This is a genomic window from Microbacterium dauci (assembly GCF_030065535.1).
GTDB lineage: Bacteria > Actinomycetota > Actinomycetes > Actinomycetales > Microbacteriaceae > Microbacterium > Microbacterium dauci.
This window is the reverse complement of record NZ_JASJND010000006.1, coordinates 249,489-269,450: the sequence shown is the minus strand read 5'-3', so window position 1 is coordinate 269,450 and position 19,962 is coordinate 249,489. Positions and strand designations below refer to the sequence as shown.

Sequence of the window (19,962 nt, the reverse complement as noted above, 5' to 3'; positions counted from 1 at the left end):
TTCACCCGGGCGCGTGGGCCTCGAGGAATTCGTAGAGGTCGGTCGTGTCGACGCCGGGGAACGACCCCGTCGGGAGGGTGGCGAGGAGGGTCCGCGGGGTGCGGACGTTCGGCCACGCCTGGTGGCGCCACGTCGACTCCAGCTGCTCCGGCGGGCGGCGACAGCAGACTTCGACCGCGTGGCGAGAGGTGCCCCGGTTCGTGGTCTCGCGGCCGATGAACCACTTCGTGTCGTCGAAGCGCACGCCGACACTGACCGAGTGCGCGCCGTCGCTCGACGATTCCACCCGGGCCGTGCACCAGTACGTGCCGTTCCCGGTGTCGGTGTACTGGTAGTACGGGTTGAACTTGTCGGGGATGTCGAAGACCACCCGGCTCGTCCACTTGCGGCAGCACAGCTGCCCCTCGATCGACCCGAACCGGTCGGCCGGGAAATTCACGTCGTCGTTCTCGTACGCCTTCGTGATCGTGCCCGACTCGTGCACCTTGAGGAAGTGCACCGGGATGTCCAGGTGCCGGGTCGCGAGGTTCGTGAACCGGTGCGCGGCGGTCTCGTACGACACCGAGTACGCGTCGCGGAGGTCCTCGATCGAGATCGCGCGCCGCGCCTTGGCATCCTGCAGGAAGGGCGCGACCTGCGCCTCGGGCATCATCAGCGCGCCGACGAGGTAGTTGGTCTCGACCCGCTGCCGCAGGAACACGGCGTACGAGGTGGGTTCGGCATGCCCGAGGATCCGACTCGCGAGCGCTTGCAGTACCGGCGTGCGGGAGTCACCCTTCGCCGGGATCGTGCTCGACAGGTACAACCGGCCATGGCGGACGTCGGCGACGCTTCGGGTGGATGCGGGCAAGTCGGGCACGTAGTGCAGCGAGAACCCCAGGTGGGCGGCGATATCCGACGCAGTGCGCTGCGTGAGCGGTCCGCCCGGGTGCTCGACCGCCGCGAGGATGCGCGCGGCGTGCGCCTCGAGCTCGGGGAAGAAGTTGTCCTGCCGACGCATGAGGTGCCGCAGGTCGACGTTCGCACGCCGTGCCTCCTCGGGCGTCGCGGAGCGGTCGTCGTTGAGGCGTTCGATCTCGCCCTGCAGCGCGAGCAGTGTCTTCAGCACCTCGTCGGGCACGCTTTTGCCGATGCGGAACGGCGCGAGCCCGAGCGACTGGAAGGTCTGCCCCTTCATCGCCCGCTCCAGTGCGATCTCCATCGTCGCGCGCTCGTCGAGCGGCTCGGCTTCGAGCAGCGCGTCGATCGTCGTGCCGAGCGCCCGCGCGATCGTCTGCAGCAGCGACAGCTTCGGCTCCCGCTTGCCCGTCTCGATCATCGACAGCTGGCTCGGTGCACGTGAGACAGCGGATGCCAGGTCGTCGAGCGTCATCCCGCGGGCCACGCGAAGCTGGCGGACCCGGCGGCCGATGGTCAGCGCGTCCGCGGCATCCGCGGCATCCGTGGCATCGGTGGCATCCAGGGAGAGATCTTCATCGATCGTCATGACCGGGAGTGTGTCACGAAAGTAGAAGAACACGCAATCTTCTCCCCCGAAATGGCCAGCTCGCCGCATCAACTTCACACACAGTGGATGTCACGACCCGCCGATGCACCCGACCGCATCGGCCCAACGCGAAGGAGCCGGCCATGACCCCCACTGCAACGGGCATCGCGCCCGTCACCGCACCCACCGCTACCCAGCTGACGCCGACGCTCACCGTCCGCGGCCGCATCGGCGAGCGGTACGGCGAGATCCTCACCCCCGAGGCGCTCGACTTCGTCGCACAGCTCCACTCCCGCTTCGGCGGACGTCGCCACGACCGTCTCGCCGACCGTATGCGCCGCCGGTTCGAGATCGGCAACGGGCAGGACCCGACGTTCCGCAGCGACACCGCCCACATCCGCGAGGACGCGGAGTGGCGCGTCGCTGGCGCCGGTCCCGGGCTCGAAGACCGCCGCGTCGAGATCACCGGGCCGACCGACCCGAAGATGACCATCAACGCGCTCAACTCCGGCGCGAAGGTCTGGCTCGCCGACCAGGAAGATGCCACGAGTCCCACCTGGCGCAACGTCATCGAGGGGCAGCTCTCGCTCTTCGACGCGATCCGCGGGCAGCTGCGCTTCACGAGCCCCGAGGGCAAGGAGTACCGCGTCACCGCCGAGCAGACCCCGACGATCGTCATGCGTCCGCGCGGCTGGCACCTGATGGAGAAGCACATCGAGTTCACCGACCGCACGGGCCGCACGCTCGCGGCATCCGGTTCGCTCGTCGATTTCGGCCTGTACTTCTTCCACAACGCGACGCAGCTCATCGCGAACGGGCGCGGGCCGTACTTCTACCTCCCGAAGCTCGAGTCGGCCGAAGAGGCGAAGCTGTGGGACGACGTCTTCACGTACAGCGAGCAGTACGTGGGCATCCCGCACGGCACGATCCGCGCGACCGTGCTCATCGAGACGCTGCCGGCCGCGTTCGAGATGGAGGAGATCCTCTTCGAACTGCGCGACCACATCGCGGGGCTCAACGCCGGCCGCTGGGACTACATCTTCTCGATGATCAAGAACTACCGGGGCCGCGGCGCCCGCTTCGTGCTGCCCGACCGCAGCCAGGTCACCATGACCGTGCCGTTCATGCGCGCGTACACCGAGCTGCTCGTGCAGACCTGCCACAAGCGGGGCGCCTTCGCGATCGGCGGCATGAGCGCATTCATCCCGAACCGACGCGATCCCGAGGCCACGAACCTCGCGTTCGAGAAGGTGGCGGCCGACAAGCACCGCGAAGCCGGCGACGGGTTCGACGGCACCTGGGTGGCGCACCCCGACCTCATCCCGGTCGCCCAGGCGGAGTTCGACGCCGTGCTCGGCGACCGACCGAACCAGGTCGACCGGCTGCGCGACGACGTGACCGTGCAGCCATCGCAGCTCATCGACTGCCACATCGGCCTGCCGATCACCGCGGCGGGCGTGCGCGGCAACGTGTCGGTCGGCATCCGCTACATCGAAGCCTGGCTGCGGGGCCTCGGCGCCGTCGCGATCGACGGGCTGATGGAGGATGCCGCGACGGCCGAGATCAGCCGGTCGCAGATCTGGCAGTGGATCCACCAGGACCGCGCCACCGACGACGGCACCCGCATCACGCGGGAGTACATCGAGGGCCTCATCGCCGAGGTGCTCGCCGAGGTACCCCGCCACGACCAGGACCGGTTCGACGACGCCGCCGCGGTGTTCCGCGACGTCGCGCTCGGGACCGAGTTCCCGACGTTCCTGACCCTCGGTGCGTACGCGACGTACCTCACCGAAACCGACTGACCCGCACCCGACCGACCACACTGACACGAGGACGTGACATGACCACCTACCAGCACGACATCGACACCGTCCGCACGCTCAAAGAGCGGAACGGCTCCACCTGGGATGCCATCGACCCAGAGTCCGCCGCGCGGATGCGCGCGCAGAACCGGTTCCGCACCGGGCTCGAGATCGCCCAGTACACCGCCGACATCATGCGCCGCGACATGGCGGAGTACGACGCCGACAGCTCGGCGTACACCCAGTCGCTCGGCGTCTGGCACGGCTTCATCGGGCAGCAGAAGCTCATCTCGATCAAGAAGCACCTGAAGTCCACGAAGGGGCGCTACCTGTACCTCTCCGGCTGGATGGTCGCCGCGCTCCGGTCGGAGTTCGGTCCGCTCCCCGACCAGTCGATGCACGAGAAGACCGCGGTCCCGGCGCTCATCACCGAGCTCTACACCTTCCTGCGCCAGGCCGACGCGCGCGAGCTCGACCTGCTGTTCACGAAGTTGGATGCCGCGCGGGCGGCGGGCGACGACACTGCAGCGGAGTTCATCCAGTCGCAGATCGACAGCTTCGAGACCCACGTCGTGCCGATCATCGCCGACATCGACGCGGGCTTCGGCAACCCCGAGGCGACGTACCTGCTCGCGAAGAAGATGATCGAAGCGGGCGCCTGCGCGATCCAGATCGAGAACCAGGTGTCGGACGAGAAGCAGTGCGGCCACCAGGACGGCAAGGTGACGGTCCCCCACGAGGACTTCATCGCGAAGATCAACGCCGTCCGGTATGCCTTCCTCGAGCTCGGCATCGACAACGGCATCATCGTCGCCCGCACCGACTCGCTCGGCGCCGGCCTCACCCAGAAGCTCGCCGTCACCCATGAGCCGGGCGACCTGGGCGACCAGTACAACGCGTTCCTCGACGCCGACGAGATCGCTCAGGGCGACCTGCGCAACGGCGACGTCGTCATCACGCGCGGCGACACCCTGCTGCGCCCGAAGCGGCTGGCGAGCAACCTGTACCAGTTCCGCCCGGGCACCGGTGAGGAGCGCGTCGTGCTCGATTGCATCACGTCGCTCCGCGCCGGCGCCGACCTGCTGTGGATCGAGACCGAGAAGCCGCACATCGAGCAGATCGCGGGGATGGTCGACGCGATCCGCGCCGAGGTGCCGGACGCGAAGCTCGTCTACAACAACAGCCCGTCGTTCAACTGGACGCTGAACTTCCGCCAGCAGGCATACGACCGCCTCGAAGCGGCCGGTGAGGACGTCTCGATGTACGACCGCGGCGACCTGATGAACGTCGCGTACGACGACACCGAGCTGGCTCGCGAGGCGGACGAGAAGATCCGCTCCTTCCAGCGCGACGGCGCCGCGCGGGCGGGCATCTTCCACCACCTCATCACCCTGCCGACCTATCACACGGCCGCGCTGTCGACCGATGACCTGGCGAAGGGCTACTTCGGCGACGAGGGCATGCTCGCCTACGTGAAGGGCGTGCAGCGGCGCGAGATCCGCGAGGGCATCGCGACCGTCAAGCACCAGAACATGGCGGGCAGTGACCTGGGTGACGGGCACAAGGAGTACTTCGCCGGCGACGCCGCCCTGAAGGCGGGCGGCGCGCACAACACGATGAACCAGTTCAGCTGAGCACCGCTGAACGACGGAGGGGCGGATGCCACTGGGCCCACGCGCCCAGAGGCTCCGCGCGACGCGAAGCGTCGGGTGGAGTGGGCGTGGGGAGCATCCGCCCCTCCGTCGTTCGCGTCAGTCCTTCTTATGGCGCGGCTTGCGTGCCGGGCGGTCGTCGCGCGGGCCGTCGAACGAGCGCTTCGGGCGATCGTCGTACGACCGCTTCGGGCGATCGTCGTACGACCGCTTCGGGCGGTCGTCGCCGCGGTGGCCGGGGCGTCCACGATCGGGCGTGATGTTGATGAGCTGGCCCGAGATGCGCGTCGAGCGCAGCTTGTCGAGGACGGCGGCATCCATCGTCACGGGCAACTCGACGAGCGAGAAGTCCGGCTTGATCTGGATGGCGCCGAAGTCGTCGCGGCCGAGGCCACCCTCGTTCGCGAGCGCGCCGACGATCTGCCGGGGCTCGACGCGGTGACGGCGGCCGACCTCGATGCGGTACGTCGTGAAGTCGCCGCGACTGCGACGCTCGCGCGGCGCACCGCCCTCGCGTGCGGGCCGGTCCTTGCGTGTGCCGCGCTCGGCGTCGGCGGCGAGCGACTTCGCGAGCTGGTCGTCGGACGGATCGAGCAGCAGCGGGGTGTCGCCCTGCGCGACGACGGCGAGCGCCGCGGCGACGTCCTGCTCGGGCACGTCGTGGTTGCGCACGTAGTGGTCGATGACGTCGCGGTACTCGGCGATGCGCGCCTCGTCCGACAGCGCCGCGGTGATCGCGTCGTCGAATCGCGTGAGGCGGGTCGAGTTGATGTCCTCGGTCGTGGGCAGCTGCATCTGCGTGGGCTGCTGGCGGGTGGCGCGTTCGATGTGCGCGAGCAGGTAGCGCTCGCGCGGGGTGACGAAGCTGATCGCGTCGCCCTTGCGGCCCGCGCGGCCGGTGCGGCCGATGCGGTGCACGTACGACTCGGTGTCGGTCGGGATGTCGAAGTTCACGACGTGGCTGATGCGCTCGACGTCGAGACCACGGGCGGCGACATCGGTCGCGACGAGGATGTCGAGCTTGCCGTCCTTGAGCTGCTGGACGCTCCGCTCGCGCTGCGGCTGCGGGATGTCGCCGTTGATCGGCGCCGCGCTGAAGCCGCGGGCCCGGAGCTTCTCGGCGAGGGTCTCGGTCTCGTTCTTCGTGCGGACGAAGATGATCATCCCGTCGAAGTTCTCGACCTCGAGGATGCGGGTGAGGGCGTCGACCTTCTGCTGGTACGACACGATCAGGAACCGCTGCGTGATGTTCGTGTTCGTGGTGGTCTTCGTCTTGACCGTGATCTCTTCCGGGTCGCGCAGGTACTGCTGCGCGAGGCGACGGATCGAGGGCGGCATGGTCGCCGAGAAGAGGGCGACCTGCTTCTCCTCGGGGGTCTGGGCGAGGATCTGCTCGACATCCTCGGCGAAGCCCATCTTGAGCATCTCGTCGGCCTCGTCGAGGACGAGGTTCTTCAGCTCCGAGAGGTCGAGGGTGCCCTTCTCGAGGTGGTCCATGATGCGGCCAGGGGTGCCGACGACGATGTGCACGCCACGGCGGAGCGCCGAGAGCTGCACGCCGTAGCCCTGCCCGCCGTAGACGGGAAGGATGTGCACGCCCTTCATGCGGGCGGCGTAGGCCTCGAACGCCTCGCAGACCTGCAGGGCCAGCTCGCGCGTCGGCGCGAGGACGAGCGCCTGCGGCGTCTTCTGCGTCAGGTCGAGGTTCTCCATGATCGGCAGCGCGAAGGCGGCCGTCTTACCGGTGCCGGTCTGCGCCATGCCGACGACGTCGCGGCCGCCGAGGAGGACGGGGATGGTCGCCGCCTGGATCGCGGACGGCGTCTCGTAGCCGAGGTCCTTGATCGCGGCGAGGACCGGACCGGTCAGTCCCAGCTCGTCGAAGCGGGGCAGGGTCGGGGTCTCATCGGTGTCGATGTCGGAGTCACTCACCTGTCAAGGGTACGGGAGCGACCCGTGCGTTCGCCGAGCGGATGGCACGATCGCCGCACCCGGCCGGCGCGGCATCCGTAGAGTTGAGAGTCGGTACCCGCATTCGAACGTCGGAAACGCACATGATCGAAATCCTCACTCCCGCCCAGATCGACCAGGCGCGCGTCTCCGGCGCGCTCGTCGGCGACATCCTGCACACCCTCAAGGGGCGCGCGAAGGTCGGCACGAACCTGCTCGAGATCGACGCGTGGGCGAAGCAGATGATCCTGGATGCCGGTGCCGAGTCCTGCTACGTCGACTACGCACCCTCGTTCGGACGCGGCCCGTTCGGCCACTACATCTGCACGGCCGTCAACGACGCCGTCCTGCACGGACGACCGCGCGACTACCGTCTCGCCGACGGCGATCTGCTCACCCTCGACCTCGCGGTGAAGACCGGCGGCGTCGCCGCCGACGCTGCAATCAGCTTCACCGTCGGCACGAAGGCGCAGCCCGGCGACGCCGAGCTCATCGCCGCGACCGAGGAGGCGCTTGCCGCGGGCATCGCAGCCGCGGGCCCCAATGCGCGCATCGGCGACATCTCGCACGCCATCGGCGAGGTGCTCTCGGGCGCCGGCTACCCGATCAACATGGAGTTCGGCGGCCACGGCATCGGCACGACGATGCACCAGGACCCCCACGTCTCGAACGACGGCCGCCCCGGCCGCGGCTACCGCCTGCGCCCCGGCCTCATGCTCGCCATCGAGCCGTGGGTCATGGCCGACACCGACGTGCTCGTCACCGACGAGGACGGCTGGACGCTCCGCAGCTCCACCGGAAGCCGAACCGCCCACACCGAGCACACCGTCGCGATCACCGAGGACGGCGTCGAGATCCTCACCCTGCCGACGCGCTGACCCGCTGACCGTCCGACCACGGTCAGCGACGGGGCAGGATGCCCTGCTCGAGGGCGAGGGTCACCGCACGCGTGCGGTCGGAGACCCCCAGCTTCTCGAAGATCCGCAGCAGGTGCGTCTTCACCGTCGATTCGCCGATGCCGAGGCGTGCAGCGATCTGCTTGTTCCCCGTGCCGTCCGCGACGAGGGCGAGCACCTCGAGCTCGCGTGGTGTGAGGGCGGCCGGCTCCGGACGCCGCATCCGCTCCACGAGTCGGACCGCTACCTGCGGCGACAGCGCCGTCTGCCCCGCCGCGACCGACCGGATCCCCGCGACGATCTCGTCCTGCGGCGCCGCTTTGAGCAGGTAGCCGCCCGCGCCCGCTTCGATCGCCGCGAGGATCTGATCGTCGCTCTCGTAGGTGGTCAGGATCAGCACCCGCGGCGTCGGCGGGGGCCCGGCAAGAATGCGCAGCGTCGCGGCGACACCGTCGAGTCCCGGCATCCGGAGATCCATCAGCACGACATCCGGCGCGACCTCTGCGGCCAGTCGCACCGCTTCGAGCCCGTCAGCGGCCTGCCCGACGACCTCGAGCTCCGGCTCGTCCGACAGCAGACCGGCGAGCCCGGCTCGGACGACGGGGTGGTCGTCCGCGATCAGCAGGCGGATCACGACGACACCTCCGTGATCCGCCGGGGCACCTCGGCGGTCAGCACCGTGCCGGATCCCGACGGCACGACCTCGAACACCCCGCCCGCGAGCGACACCCGGTCGGCCATCCCGTCCAGACCGAACCCGCGTCGCGGCGCAGACGCGTCGAACCCCCTGCCGTCGTCGACGACACGGAGGCGGGCGGATACATCGGTCACCTCGACCGACACGGTGACGAGGGACGCATGAGCGTGCTTTCGGACGTTCGCGAGCGCTTCCTGCAGGCACCGCAGCACGACGACCTGCGTCTCCCGGTCGAGCGATGCGCCGGCGGCGACGGTGAGGTCGATGCGCAGCCCCGTCTCGCCCCGGAACCGCTCGACGAGCCGGTGGACGGCGGCCTCGAGCGCCTGATCGCCGGGGACGGCTGCGGTGTGCGCGACGAGCGCCCTCGCTTCGCCGAGCGCCGCGCGCGCGGCATCCTCGACGGTTTTCATCGTCTCGGTGGCGCCCACCGCATTGCCGGCACCCGACTGCCGACCCGCGCGTTCGGCGAGGATCACGAGCCCCGCGAGCGTTTGCGCGAGGGTGTCGTGGATCTCGCGCGCGAGCCGCTCCCGCTCGGCCGCCGCACCCTGCTGCCGGCTGAGGGCCTCGAGCTCGTCGCGGGTGTCGGCGAGCTGCGTCATGAGTCGTCCGCGCTCCTCGGCGGACCGCGCGATGCTCGAGATCCACAATCCGAACACGATCGACACCGTGAGCGACGCGCCCGCCGTCAACGCACCCGATAACCACCCGTCGAGACTGAACCGAGCGGATGCCGCAGTGCCGACGAGCACCCCGGCCGCGAGCAGCACCGATCCCGCGATCGCCTGGCGCTCGGTGCGCATGATGACCCAGACCAGCGGATACGCGAGCGTCTGCGCGATCGCGAGGAACGGCTCCGCCGCCGTCCCGGCGCCGAGCGCAGCCGCGGCGACACCCACGAAGAGCGCGCCGCGCCAGCCCGGCCGCTCGCGGTCGATCCGACCGCGAGCCAGCAGAAGGTATGCGGCCACGAGCACGGCGACGGCGGTCACCGCCGTCACCGTGCGGCTCGTCGTGGCGGGCGGGAACACCAGCACGATCACCACGAGGAGCACCGCCGTCGCCACGGCGACGGCGGTGTCCCATGCGCGCACGGGGGTCATCGCACCTCCGGAGCCCACGCTACGCGTCGCGCCGGTTCCAGCGGAACGTCAGCCGGGTGAGCGCGAGGCCGACCACGAGCCAGGCCGCGAGCACGAGCGCTACCCATCCGAGCCCCCACGTCTCGCCGATCTCGAGGACGGCGTGCTCCTCTGGGAGGAAGACCGATCGCATGCCGCGAGCCATCCAGACGACGGGGAACACGCTCGCGACGTGCTGCAGCCAGTCCGGCAGCTGCCAGAACCAGATGTAGACGCCCGACACGAACTGGAGCACGAGCGCGATCGGCACGACCACCGCAGTGGCGCTCCGTCCGGTGCGCGGCAGCGCCGAGACAGCGATGCCGAGCAGTGCCGACGCGGTGAGCCCGAGCAGGAACACCCAGGCGAACGTCGCCCACGCTGCCGGGTCGGCCGGCAGCGGCACGTCGAACGCGACGATCGCGACGACGATGAGCAGGGCGGCCTGGAGCGCGCCGGTCACGAGGACCTGCCCGACCTTCCCCGCGAAGTAGGAGATGGGAGAGAGCGGCGTGCCGCCGAGACGTTTGAGGGTGCCGTCGGACCGCTCCATCGCGATGTCCACCGCGAGGTTCTGGAACCCCGACAGCAGCAGGCCCGCCGCGAGCATGCCCGGAAGGTAGAGCTGCGGTGCACTGACCCCCGGAACACCGGGCCCCGGGACGACGTCGCCGTCACCGCCGAAGATCGTGGCGAACAGCGCAAGCATGAACACCGGGAAGAGGAAGGTGAAGAAGACGGTGTCACCGGAGCGGAAGTAGCCGCGCACCTCGAATGCGGCGCGGCCGACACCGACGCTGACGGCGCTCATCGGACGACCGCCTCGTCCTGCTCGACCCCGGCCCCCGCGACCATGTCGAGGTAGACCTCCTCGAGCGTCGGCCGCCTGATCTCCAGTGCCTCGGGCGGCGCTTGCAGCCGCTCGGCGAGCGCGACGGCGAACGCCCACGGGTCGTCGACCGCCTCGGTGCGTGCCCGACCGGACTCGATCCACGACACCCGCGGCACCCGGGCACGCGGCCCGCCGAAGGTGTCGATCGGGCCGAGGGCACGCATCGCGCCACCGATGATCACGCCGACCCGGTCTGCCAGCTCGGCGGCCTCGTCGAGGTAATGGGTCGTCAGGACGATCGTCGTGCCGTCGTCCTGCAGCTCCCGGATGAGACGCCAGAACTCGCGACGCGCCTCCGGATCGAACCCGGTGGTGGGCTCGTCGAGGAAGAGCAACTCCGGTCTCCCGACGATCCCGAGTGCCACGTCGACCCGGCGCTGCTGGCCACCCGAGAGTTTCGCGATCCGGGTGCCCGCCTGCGCCGTCAACCCGACGGCCGCGATCACCTCGTCGACATCGCGCGGACGCGGGTAGTAGGTCGCGAACTGGCGCAGCTGCTCGCGGACCGTGTACGCGCCCGATTGCCCTGTTGTCTGCAACACGATCCCGAGCCGGGCCTTCCAGTCGAGCCCGCCGTGGTCCGGGTCGACGCCGAGCACCGAGAGTGCTCCAGCCGTACGCCGCCGGTATCCCTCGAGCATCTCGACGGTGGTCGATTTGCCGGCGCCGTTCGGGCCGAGCAACGCGAACGTCTCGCCACGGGCGATATCGAACGAGATCCCGTCGACGACCGTCCGATCCCCGTACACCTTGCGCAGTTCCTGCGCCGTCACCGCTGCTGTCTCCATGCCTCCAGCGTGCTCGCAGCGCACGACCCGAACGAGCCGTCATCCGGATGACGCGGCATCCACCATTCGGTGGACACGCCGGTAGGCTCGGAGCGTGACCGAACGCGCTCCGCTGTCCCGCAAGTTGTCCGCCATCGCCGAGTCGGCGACCCTCAAGGTCGACGCCAAGGCGAAGTCGCTGCAGGCAGCGGGCCGCCCCGTCATCTCGTACGCGGCCGGCGAGCCCGACTTCGCGACCCCGCAGTTCATCGTGGATGCCGCCGCCGAGGCGCTTCGTTCGCCCGCGAACTTCCGCTACACGCCCGCCGCCGGCCTCCCCGTGCTGCGCGAGGCCATCGCCGCCAAGACGCTCCGCGACTCGGGACTCGAGGTCGCGCCGTCGCAGGTCATCGTCACCAACGGCGGCAAGCAGGCGGTCTACCAGGCGTTCCAGGCGGTCGTGAACCCCGGCGACGAGGTGCTGCTGCCCGCGCCGTACTGGACCACGTACCCCGAGGCGATCGCCCTCGCCGACGGCGTGCCCGTCGAGGTGTTCGCCGGCGCCGACCAGGAGTACAAGGTCACCGTCGAGCAGCTCGAAGCCGCGCGCACCGACAAGACCACCGTCCTCGTGTTCGTCTCGCCGTCGAACCCGACCGGGGCCGTGTACACGCCCGAGGAGACCAAGGCGATCGGCGAGTGGGCGCTCGAGCACGGCATCTGGGTCGTGAGCGACGAGATCTACCAGAACCTCGTCTACGAAGGCGCCCGCGCGGTGTCGATCGTCGAGGCGGTCCCCGCCCTCGCCGAGCAGACAATCCTCGTGAACGGCGTCGCAAAGACGTACGCCATGACCGGCTGGCGCGTGGGCTGGATGGTCGGCCCCGCCGACGCGATGAAGGTCGCCGGCAACCTGCAGTCGCACCTCAGCTCGAACGTCAACAACATCGCGCAGCGCGCGGCGCTCGCGGCGCTCACCGGCCCGCAGACCGAGGCCGAGGAGATGCGCCAGGCGTTCGACCGCCGCCGCGGCCTCATCGTCTCGGAGCTCGCGAAGATCCCCGGTGTGACCGTCCCGAACCCGCTCGGCGCGTTCTACGTCTACCCCGACGTCACGGGCCTGCTCGGCCGCGAGTGGCACGGCAAGACCGTGAACACGTCGCTCGAGCTCGCCGACCTCATCCTCGACCAGGCCGAGGTCGCCGCGGTCCCGGGCGAGGCCTTCGGCCCGTCGGGCTACCTGCGCCTCTCGTACGCCCTGGGAGATGACCAGCTCCTCGAGGGCGTCCAGCGCCTGCAGCGCCTCTTCGCCTGACGCGCGGTCGCTGCGGAGGCGGCGGCGGCGTCGCGCACGGATGCAATGGATCACGCGCGACACGCCGCGCCGCGGCATCCGTTCCCCGCGCGTCGGCGCAGATCCATTGCATCGGTGCGCCAGTCCGTTCTGCACTGTGAGCGGATGCCACGCATTCGCGGCGGCCGTCGGCGGAGCGTCCGAACAGGCCCCCGGGCTACAGCTCGACGCCGAAGAGGACCGGTTCGGGCTGCAGCAGCACGCCGAACTCGGCCTGCACACGCTGCTGGATGAGGCGCGCGAGCGCGGCGATCTCCTCGGCCGTGGCATCCCCCCGGTTGGTGAGCGCGAGGGCGTGCTTCGTCGACAGCCCAGCACGCGAGCGCGGCAGCGAGAAGCCGCGACGCATGCCGGCGTGCTCGATGAGCCACGCGGCGCTGAGCTTGACCGGTGGCATCCCTCCGTCACGGGTCGGGAGATACCCGTCGAAGCGGTCGAGCGGGATGACGACGTCGTCCTGTTCGACCGGCGCCATCGGCCAGCGCGGCATGTCAGCCGGCAGCGTCGCTGCGAACTCCGCCGACACGACCGGGTTCTGGAAGAACGAGCCGGCGCTGTACGTGTCGCGGTCTGCCGCGTCGAGGACCATGCCCTTGCCGGCGCGGATCGCGAGCACCGTTTCGCGGATCCAGGCGAGCGACACCGCAGCGCCCTCCTCGAGGCCGAGCGCTCCGCGCAACTGCGGTCCACGTACGGGTACATCACCGTGCCCGACCTGCTCGAGTTCGAGGGTCACCGAGAGGATCACGGCGGGCCGCTCGGGTACCGAGCCGTAGTGCTGCTTCAGCACGGACGTACGAAGTCCCAGTCCCAGCTCGGATGCCAGCACGGTCGAGACCTCGCCCGTCGCCTCGTCGAGCAGGTCAACCTCGACGAGTGTCTCGACGATCTCCTGCCCGTAGGCGCCCACGTTCTGGATGGGAGCGGCACCGGTGGTGCCGGGGATGCCCGACATCGCCTCGATCCCCCGGAGCCCGGCCGCGACCGTCTGCGCGACGAGCTCGTCCCAGTTCTGTCCGGCTTGCACCTTGAGGCGCACGTATCCCTCGCGCGGCGACGAGATGCGCTCGATGCCCGAGGTGCGCACGAGCACGACGGTGCCGTCGAACTCGTCGTCACCGAAGAGCAGGTTCGACCCGCCGCCGACGACGAGCCAGGACTCCCCCTCGTCCCAGAGCCCGGTCAGCACCTCGACGAGCTCGTCCTGCGTCGTCGCCTCGACGAGACGGCGCGGCATCCCACCGACCTGCAGGGTCGTCAGGTCCGCGAGCGGGACGGGTGCGATCTCGGGCATGGAGGTCAGGATGCCGCGCGGACGCGGACCTGCGCCTTGCCGAGGACCGTGGTGTCGTCGTGGCTGACGGTGAGATCGAGGCGGATCGCCTCGTCGTCGACGGCGCCGACCTTCGCGACGACCGTGACGTCGGCACCGTTCTCGGCGTCGACCACGACGGGCCGCGTGAAGCGGACGCCGTACTCGAGGATGCGACCCGAGTCGCCGAGCCACTCGACGACGGTCTCGACCGAGAGCCCCATCGTGAGCATGCCGTGCGCGAGGACGCCCGGCAGTCCGACGCGGGCGGCGACGGCATCGTTGTAGTGGATCGGGTTGAAGTCGCCCGAGGCGCCCGCGTAACGGACGAGGTCCTCACGGCTCAGGTGGACGGTGCGTTCGGCGACGACGGCGCCGACTTCGAGGCTCATTCGTCTCCTCCGACCAGCAGGACCGACGTCGCAGTGACGACGTGGGCGCCCGCGGCATCCGTGATCTCGGCTTCGCTCGTGACCATGGCACCCTTGCCGAAGGCGCGGATGCCGGTGACCGTCAGGGTGCCGGTGAGCTCGTCACCCGCGACGATGGGTCGCGTGTAGCGGAAGCGCTGCTCGGCGTGGACGAGGCGTTCGAGGACGATGCCGGAGTCGGGCTCGGCGAGCAGCTGCTGCAGCGTGAGGTCTTGGATGACCATCGCGAACGTCGGCGGGGCGACGACGTCGGTGTAGCCGAGCCGCTGCGCTGCGGCCGGGTCGACGTGCTGCGGGTCGGTCGCGAAGACGGCACGGGCGAACTCGCGCACCTTCTCGCGTCCGACGAGGTACGGGGCGGTCGGCGGGAACGCACGACCGAGCAACTCGGGATTCACGGGCACCCGATGATCCTACCCGCGGGCCGCGGGCGACGCCCGGCCCGCCTCAGCGCTTGCGACGCGCGCGCCAGGCCTTCAGCGCCATCTGCCCGGCGATGAACGTGAGGTACGCGGCGAAGAGGACGTTCGCAGTGAACGGGTCGACCAGGGTCGCGATCCACGCGCCGAGCGCTGTCGTGGTGCAGGCCGAGACGCCGATGATCGCGGCGGCGACGAGGTCGACGTTGCCGCGACGGATGTTGCCGATCGTGCCCGAAATCGCCGTCGGGATCATCATCAGCAGCGACGTGCCCTTGGCCTCGAGGTCGCTCGTGCCGAAGAGGAACATGAGCGCCGGCACGACGATGACGCCGCCGCCCACGCCGAGCAGACCCGCCATGATCCCGGTGAAGACGCCCAGCACGACGAACCCGCCACCGGTGAGCCAGGTCAGCGGCACTTCCGCATCGCGTGAGGGGATGACGATGAAGAGGAACACGATCACGACCACGAGGAAGACGACGAAACCCCAGCGGATCGTGTTCTGCGAGAGCTTGGCGAGCAGCCACGTGCCGATCTGCGCACCCACAACGGCGCCCGCCGCGAGGATGATCGCGGGGATCCACGCGACCGAGCCGGTCGTCGCGTACGAGACCACGCCGACCGCTGCGGTGGGGACGATCGCCGCGAGCGAGGTGCCCGCGGCCAGGCGCTGGTCGAACGCGAGCAGCATGACGAGCATCGGAACGATGATCGTGCCGCCGCCGACGCCGAACATGCCCGAGAGCAGTCCCGCGAGCAGACCGATGACGACCGTGAGGACGTAGAACCGGGGGGTGCGCGCGACGGTCACGAACGGGAGTCCAGCACGAAGGTCATCCCTCGACCCTACTCTCGCGGATGCCGCCCCCTCGGCGCCCGTACGATCGGAGCATGCCCTCCTCGCTCGCCCTTGTGGCCAACTCCGGTGACTCCTCGATCAGCACGTTCCGCATCGCGGACGGCACCCTGGAGCGGCTCGCCGTCACCGCGAGGATCACCGGCTGCTCGAACTTCGCCGTCGATGCCGCGCGCGGATTCGTCTACGCCTCGGTGAAGGCGGATGCCACGCATGCCGAACCCGGCATCCTCACCCTGACGCTCGACCGCGAGACCGGCGAGCTCACGGAACACTCGCGCGTCGACCTCCCCGACGGCGCCATGAACTACCTCGCGCTCACGCGTGACGGCTCGGCGCTGCTCGGCGCCGCCTACTCCGGCGGCTACGGGATCGTGGCATCCGTCGACGATGGCGTCGTCTCGGCACCTATCGCCGAGGTGCGCTTCCCGCGCCTGCACTCGGTGCTCGCGAGCGACGACGGCCGCTTCGCGTACTTCGTGTCGCTCGAGGCCGACCTCGTCGCGCAGTACGCCCTCGGCGACGACCTCGCGCTCACGCCGCTCGAGCCTGCGGTCGTTCCTGCGCCGACCGGCAGCGGCCCGCGGCACATCGCGCTCGACGACAGCCGCGGCGCGGCGTACGTCCTGACCGAATTCTCGGCGGAGGTCCTGCACTTCGACCGCGACGCCGAGAGCGGCCTGCTCACCTATCGGGACTTCGCACCCGCGCACGATCCCGCCGCCGGCCTCGGTCACAGTGTGATCGACGAGAAGCCACTGGAGCACCACTACGTCTGGGGCGCCGACCTGCACCTGGGCGATGGTGTCGTGTGGGCGTCGGAGCGCACCGCGTCGACGCTCGCGGCGGTGCCGCTCGCCGCGGACGGCAGTGTGTCGGCTCCCGACGCGTACACGGTGACCGAGCCGCAGCCGCGCGGGTTCGCGCTGAGCGGCGACGGCCGCGTGCTCCTCGCCGCGGGCGAGCGCTCCACCACGGTCTCGCTCTACGCCGTCGACGGCGCCGAGCTCACCCTGTCGCACCAGGCAGAGACCGGGCGCGGCGCGAACTGGGTCCGCTTCGTCTGAACGCCGCACCCGAGCGGGGGCCGCGGCATCCGCTCAGCGAAGGAACTGCAGCGGGTCGAACTCCTCGATCGGGATGATCCGAACGCGCGGCAGCTGCGCGTCGAAGGCGCCTGCGTCGTATTCGAGGTCGAAGAAGTGGATGCCGGGGATCTGCGCGAAGCCGGCGTTCCGGAACTCCTCGAACGCGAGGACTGCGAGGCGCCGTCCGTCGGCGAGGCGGCCGAGGTCGTCGACGAAGTCGCCGTCGTGGCTGAGGAGGACGACGTCGCCGCCGCGCTCCTGCAGCGCGCGGAGCGTGCGCTGGATGGCGATGTCGACGACCTTCTCGTCAGCGTCGCCCGACAGCGGCACCGGCTGGTAGCCCATCGCGAGCAGTGCCTGCACGAATGACATCGGGAGATTCGTCGACGCGTTGAGGAAGAAGAGCCCGCGGGTCTCCTGGTTCCACTCGTCGGCGAGGTACGTGAGGATGCGGTCCCAGCGGGGTCGCTCGTCGGGCTGCGGGCGCCGCCCGAGGATCGATCCGCCGAGCGTCGCGTCGATGTTCTCGCCGTCGACGAGCACCCACGTCGTGCGTTCTGCCGCCATGGCCCGAGCCTCCTTCGCCGCGCGGTGCGCGTCCGCCTCATCCTAGGAGCACGGGCGGTCCAGCCCCGTCGGCGAGGGGGCGGGAGCCCCGGATCAGGCCTTTTCTCGACGGCTTGACCGAAGTGTCATCCAGGTAACGTTCGGGTAACGCTCAGAAACGTGGGCCAGACTCGCTGACTTGTGTCCGACCCGAACGGGCGCACACGTCGATTCCGACGTGCTTTCCCGATACGAAACGCTCCACTCTGCATGCCTACTGACTCGAATTTCACCCCTGCCCGCCGCACGACCCGCGCCGCCGGACGCCGCCTTCGCCGCCGTCCGTTCCTCGTCGCTTCGACGATCACCGCCTCGCTGGCGATCGCCGCGAGCGCGACCGCGATGGCGCCGGCCCCGTCGGCCTCGCAGGGCACCGACACCGAGCTGACGTACGCACTCGCATCGTTCAGCACCTCCATGCCGCGGACGTTCGGCGGCGTCGCGAGTGACACCTCCGCCGACATCGAGACGGCCATCGCCAAGGCGGAAGCCGCGATCGCGGCATCCGGCCACGTGACGAGCGACATCGCGGTCTCGAAGCTCGAGATCGGCACCGACGACACGGTCGTCGACACCTCCGACCTCGAAGACGCGATCGACCACCTCGAGACCGTCGAGCAGATTCCGCTCCTCGACATCCAGGGCGCGACCGAAGACGTCGTCGCCGAGACCGCCGAGGTCACCGAGGAGACCAGCGCCCTGCGCGGTCAGCTCGACGCCGCGATCGAGAAGGAGAAGGAGCGCAAGGCCGAGGCCAAGCGCAAGGCCGAAGCGAAGGCCAAGGCGAAGGCCGAAGCCGAGCGCAAGGCCGCGGAAGAAGCCGCCGCCGCAGAGGCTGCAGCTGAGGCCGAGGCCGAGGCTGCCGCCGAGGTCGAGGCGTCGGTCTCGGTGCCCACCTCTGGTGTCGCCGCGAGCGGCACGTCCGCGGCTGACGCGCAGGCGACCGCCCGCGCCATGCTCGGCAACTACGGCTGGGGCGACGACCAGTTCAGCTGCCTCGTCTCGCTCTGGAACAAGGAGTCGGGCTGGAACTACCAGGCCTCGAACCCCTCCAGCGGCGCCTACGGCATTCCGCAGGCCCTCCCCGGCAGCAAGATGTCGACGGCCGGCTCCGACTGGCAGACCAACCCCGCCACGCAGATCGCCTGGGGCCTCGGCTACATCGACGGCCGCTACGGCAGCCCGTGCGGCGCGTGGGGCCACTCGCAGTCCGTCGGCTGGTACTGATCCCCTGATACGCGACGAAGCCGCGGTCGACATCATGTCGGCCGCGGCTTCGTCGTTTCCGCTCAGGCGGTGAAGAAGGTCTCCGCGACGGAGGCGAGGTCGGCGAGGTCGCTCACGCCGGCGAGTTCGCGAGCCGAGTGCATCGAGAGGATCGGGATGCCGACATCGACCGTCGCGATACCGAGGCGCGTCGCGGTGATCGGGCCGATCGTCGATCCGCACGGCACCGCGTTGTTCGAGACGAACTCCTGGCTGCCGACGCCGGCGGCCGCGCACCAGCCGTTCCACGCAGCGGCGCCGACGGCGTCGGTCGCGTAGCGCTGGTTCGCGTTGATCTTGAGGATGGGTCCCGCGCCGAGGCGCGGCTGCACGACCGGGTCGTGCTTCTCGGCGAAGTTCGGGTGCACGGCGTGGCCGACGTCGCTCGAGACGCACCACGACGATGCCAGGGCGCGCAGCTGCTGCTCGCGGTCGGCCCCGAGCGAGCCCTGCACGCGCTCGAGCACGTCCGAGAGGAATGGTCCTGCTGCGCCCGAGCGAGTGGCCGAGCCGACCTCTTCGTGGTCGAAGACCGCGAGCATGGCGATGCGCTCGGCGTCGAAGCCGTCGGCGGCGCGCTCGAGCGCGACGACGCCGGCGTGCACGGATGCCAGGTCGTCGAGGCGACCGGATGCGAAGAACACGTCGTCCTTCCCGAAGACCGCGCCGCGCGCGGCGTCGGCCGTGACGATGTCGTAGCCGCGGATGCGGGCGGCATCCACTCCGGCAGTCGAGGCGAGCTCAGCCAGGAGGTCGGCGGAGTCGGCCTCGCCGAGGCCCCACACCGGTTGCGTCTGCCGCTGGCGGTCGAGCGCGAGGCCGTCGTTCGCCTCGCGGTCGAGATGGATCGCGAGCTGCGGCAGACGCAGCAGCGGCCCGGTGGCGGCGAGCACCTGCGTGCCGTCGTCGAGCACGAGCCGCCCGGCGAGGCGCAGCTCGCGGTCGAGCCACGAGTTCAGCAGCGGCCCGCCGTACACCTCGACGCCGGCCTGCAGCCAGCCGAGCGAGCCGGTCGTGGGACGCGGCTTCAGCTTGAACGCGGGCGAGTCGCTATGGGCGCCGAAGATGTGGACGCCGGTCGAGGGCCCGGCATCCGTCGGCACGACCCACGCCAGCACCGCACCGTCTCGGACGACGAAGAACGTGCCGCCGGGCTGTGCCGGCCAGGCGTCCTGCTCGGACAGCTCGACGAAGCCCACCTCGCGCAGGCGGCGCGCGACCTCAGCCGCCGCGTGAAAGCTCGAGGGCGACGCGGCGACGAAATCCGCGAGATCGGTGGCGTGGGCGAGGGAGTCGACGGGCACAGCGAACCTTCCGGGAGGGGGTGTCCTTCGATCGTAGTTCGCGTGCTCGGCCCGGAT

At 70.1% G+C, this 19,962-nt stretch carries 18 protein-coding genes; 6 read left to right on the top strand and 12 right to left on the bottom strand.

Annotation, left to right across the window (positions count from 1 at the left end; translation table 11 throughout):
* Window position 1 precedes the first annotated feature (1 nt).
* Window positions 2-1,486 (bottom strand): helix-turn-helix transcriptional regulator, encoded by a 1,485-nt coding sequence (locus QNI14_RS10085; RefSeq protein WP_283716466.1) that lies wholly within the window; start codon window positions 1,484-1,486, stop codon window positions 2-4.
* A 143-nt stretch (window positions 1,487-1,629) separates the two neighbouring features.
* Here QNI14_RS10085 and aceB point away from each other — a divergent pair, with 143 nt between their 5' ends.
* Window positions 1,630-3,288 carry a malate synthase A gene (aceB, locus tag QNI14_RS10080; RefSeq protein WP_283716465.1) on the top strand — a complete coding sequence of 553 codons (1,659 nt, stop codon included), beginning with the start codon at window positions 1,630-1,632 and terminating at the stop codon, window positions 3,286-3,288.
* A gap of 38 nt (window positions 3,289-3,326) precedes the next feature.
* Window positions 3,327-4,922 carry an isocitrate lyase gene (locus QNI14_RS10075; RefSeq protein WP_283716464.1) on the top strand — a complete coding sequence of 532 codons (1,596 nt, stop codon included), beginning with the start codon at window positions 3,327-3,329 and terminating at the stop codon, window positions 4,920-4,922.
* A 117-nt stretch (window positions 4,923-5,039) separates the two neighbouring features.
* Here the strand turns inward: QNI14_RS10075 and QNI14_RS10070 are convergent, their stop codons facing one another.
* Entirely contained in the window at window positions 5,040-6,872 is a 1,833-nt protein-coding gene (locus QNI14_RS10070; protein ID WP_283716463.1) for a DEAD/DEAH box helicase, read from the bottom strand.
* A 122-nt stretch (window positions 6,873-6,994) separates the two neighbouring features.
* On the opposite strand from QNI14_RS10070, the gene map reads away from it, so the two are divergent.
* Complete coding sequence (gene map, locus QNI14_RS10065; RefSeq protein ID WP_283716462.1) at window positions 6,995-7,768, top strand: type I methionyl aminopeptidase; 774 nt, start codon at window positions 6,995-6,997, stop codon at window positions 7,766-7,768.
* A 22-nt stretch (window positions 7,769-7,790) separates the two neighbouring features.
* Here the strand turns inward: map and QNI14_RS10060 are convergent, their stop codons facing one another.
* Genes QNI14_RS10060 through QNI14_RS10045 form a run of 4 tightly spaced genes read right to left on the bottom strand, consistent with a single transcriptional unit; the run spans window position 7,791 to window position 11,287 of the window.
* On the bottom strand, window positions 7,791-8,420 hold the full coding sequence (locus QNI14_RS10060) for a response regulator (protein ID WP_283716461.1): 630 nt from the start codon (window positions 8,418-8,420) through the stop codon (window positions 7,791-7,793).
* The gene (locus tag QNI14_RS10055) at window positions 8,417-9,589 is read right to left on the bottom strand and encodes a sensor histidine kinase (RefSeq protein WP_283716460.1); all 1,173 of its coding nucleotides are present in this window, start codon (window positions 9,587-9,589) and stop codon (window positions 8,417-8,419) included. The genes QNI14_RS10060 and QNI14_RS10055 overlap by 4 nt, the downstream gene beginning before the upstream one ends.
* Before the next feature lie 19 nt (window positions 9,590-9,608).
* Window positions 9,609-10,418 carry an ABC transporter permease gene (locus QNI14_RS10050; RefSeq protein WP_283716459.1) on the bottom strand — a complete coding sequence of 270 codons (810 nt, stop codon included), beginning with the start codon at window positions 10,416-10,418 and terminating at the stop codon, window positions 9,609-9,611.
* On the bottom strand, window positions 10,415-11,287 hold the full coding sequence (locus QNI14_RS10045) for an ABC transporter ATP-binding protein (protein ID WP_283716458.1): 873 nt from the start codon (window positions 11,285-11,287) through the stop codon (window positions 10,415-10,417). The genes QNI14_RS10050 and QNI14_RS10045 overlap by 4 nt, the downstream gene beginning before the upstream one ends.
* Before the next feature lie 94 nt (window positions 11,288-11,381).
* Between QNI14_RS10045 and QNI14_RS10040 the strand changes: the two genes are divergently transcribed.
* On the top strand, window positions 11,382-12,581 hold the full coding sequence (locus tag QNI14_RS10040) for a pyridoxal phosphate-dependent aminotransferase (protein ID WP_283716457.1): 1,200 nt from the start codon (window positions 11,382-11,384) through the stop codon (window positions 12,579-12,581).
* A gap of 196 nt (window positions 12,582-12,777) precedes the next feature.
* Here the strand turns inward: QNI14_RS10040 and QNI14_RS10035 are convergent, their stop codons facing one another.
* The 4 genes from QNI14_RS10035 to QNI14_RS10020 are packed head-to-tail and all read right to left on the bottom strand — an operon-like array spanning window position 12,778 to window position 15,596.
* The gene (locus QNI14_RS10035) at window positions 12,778-13,914 is read right to left on the bottom strand and encodes a UDP-N-acetylmuramate dehydrogenase (protein WP_283716456.1); all 1,137 of its coding nucleotides are present in this window, start codon (window positions 13,912-13,914) and stop codon (window positions 12,778-12,780) included.
* A gap of 5 nt (window positions 13,915-13,919) precedes the next feature.
* Window positions 13,920-14,324 (bottom strand): MaoC/PaaZ C-terminal domain-containing protein, encoded by a 405-nt coding sequence (locus QNI14_RS10030; protein ID WP_283716455.1) that lies wholly within the window; start codon window positions 14,322-14,324, stop codon window positions 13,920-13,922.
* Complete coding sequence (locus QNI14_RS10025; RefSeq protein WP_283716454.1) at window positions 14,321-14,767, bottom strand: FAS1-like dehydratase domain-containing protein; 447 nt, start codon at window positions 14,765-14,767, stop codon at window positions 14,321-14,323. Before QNI14_RS10025 ends, QNI14_RS10030 begins: the two co-directional genes overlap by 4 nt.
* Window positions 14,768-14,810: 43 nt before the next feature.
* A complete protein-coding gene (locus QNI14_RS10020) occupies window positions 14,811-15,596 on the bottom strand; it encodes a sulfite exporter TauE/SafE family protein (RefSeq protein WP_283716453.1) in 786 nt (261 codons plus the stop codon).
* A gap of 80 nt (window positions 15,597-15,676) precedes the next feature.
* Between QNI14_RS10020 and QNI14_RS10015 the strand changes: the two genes are divergently transcribed.
* Window positions 15,677-16,708 carry a lactonase family protein gene (locus QNI14_RS10015; RefSeq protein ID WP_283716452.1) on the top strand — a complete coding sequence of 344 codons (1,032 nt, stop codon included), beginning with the start codon at window positions 15,677-15,679 and terminating at the stop codon, window positions 16,706-16,708.
* A 33-nt stretch (window positions 16,709-16,741) separates the two neighbouring features.
* On the opposite strand, the gene QNI14_RS10010 is transcribed toward QNI14_RS10015, so the two are convergent.
* On the bottom strand, window positions 16,742-17,296 hold the full coding sequence (locus tag QNI14_RS10010; RefSeq protein ID WP_283716451.1) for an NYN domain-containing protein: 555 nt from the start codon (window positions 17,294-17,296) through the stop codon (window positions 16,742-16,744).
* Between the two features lie 249 nt (window positions 17,297-17,545).
* Between QNI14_RS10010 and QNI14_RS10005 the strand changes: the two genes are divergently transcribed.
* Window positions 17,546-18,562 (top strand): aggregation-promoting factor C-terminal-like domain-containing protein, encoded by a 1,017-nt coding sequence (locus QNI14_RS10005; protein ID WP_283716450.1) that lies wholly within the window; start codon window positions 17,546-17,548, stop codon window positions 18,560-18,562.
* Between the two features lie 62 nt (window positions 18,563-18,624).
* Here QNI14_RS10005 and QNI14_RS10000 read toward each other — a convergent pair whose 3' ends face one another.
* Window positions 18,625-19,905 (bottom strand): M18 family aminopeptidase, encoded by a 1,281-nt coding sequence (locus QNI14_RS10000; RefSeq protein WP_283716449.1) that lies wholly within the window; start codon window positions 19,903-19,905, stop codon window positions 18,625-18,627.
* Window positions 19,906-19,962 lie beyond the last annotated feature (57 nt).

Excerpts from the sequence above, each read along its gene's own strand:
- QNI14_RS10055 (WP_283716460.1), bottom strand. The coding sequence starts at position 9,589 with ATGACCCCCGTGCGCGCATGGGACACCGCCGTCGCCGTGGCGACGGCG.
- QNI14_RS10075 (WP_283716464.1), top strand. The coding sequence starts at position 3,327 with ATGACCACCTACCAGCACGACATCGACACCGTCCGCACGCTCAAAGAG.
- map (WP_283716462.1), top strand. The coding sequence starts at position 6,995 with ATGATCGAAATCCTCACTCCCGCCCAGATCGACCAGGCGCGCGTCTCC.
- QNI14_RS10045 (WP_283716458.1), bottom strand. The coding sequence starts at position 11,287 with ATGGAGACAGCAGCGGTGACGGCGCAGGAACTGCGCAAGGTGTACGGG.
- QNI14_RS10035 (WP_283716456.1), bottom strand. The coding sequence starts at position 13,914 with ATGCCCGAGATCGCACCCGTCCCGCTCGCGGACCTGACGACCCTGCAG.
- QNI14_RS10005 (WP_283716450.1), top strand. The coding sequence starts at position 17,546 with ATGCCTACTGACTCGAATTTCACCCCTGCCCGCCGCACGACCCGCGCC.
- aceB (WP_283716465.1), top strand. The coding sequence starts at position 1,630 with ATGACCCCCACTGCAACGGGCATCGCGCCCGTCACCGCACCCACCGCT.
- QNI14_RS10085 (WP_283716466.1), bottom strand. The coding sequence starts at position 1,486 with ATGACGATCGATGAAGATCTCTCCCTGGATGCCACCGATGCCACGGAT.
- QNI14_RS10050 (WP_283716459.1), bottom strand. The coding sequence starts at position 10,418 with ATGAGCGCCGTCAGCGTCGGTGTCGGCCGCGCCGCATTCGAGGTGCGC.
- QNI14_RS10015 (WP_283716452.1), top strand. The coding sequence starts at position 15,677 with ATGCCCTCCTCGCTCGCCCTTGTGGCCAACTCCGGTGACTCCTCGATC.
- QNI14_RS10030 (WP_283716455.1), bottom strand. The coding sequence starts at position 14,324 with ATGAGCCTCGAAGTCGGCGCCGTCGTCGCCGAACGCACCGTCCACCTG.
- QNI14_RS10010 (WP_283716451.1), bottom strand. The coding sequence starts at position 17,296 with ATGGCGGCAGAACGCACGACGTGGGTGCTCGTCGACGGCGAGAACATC.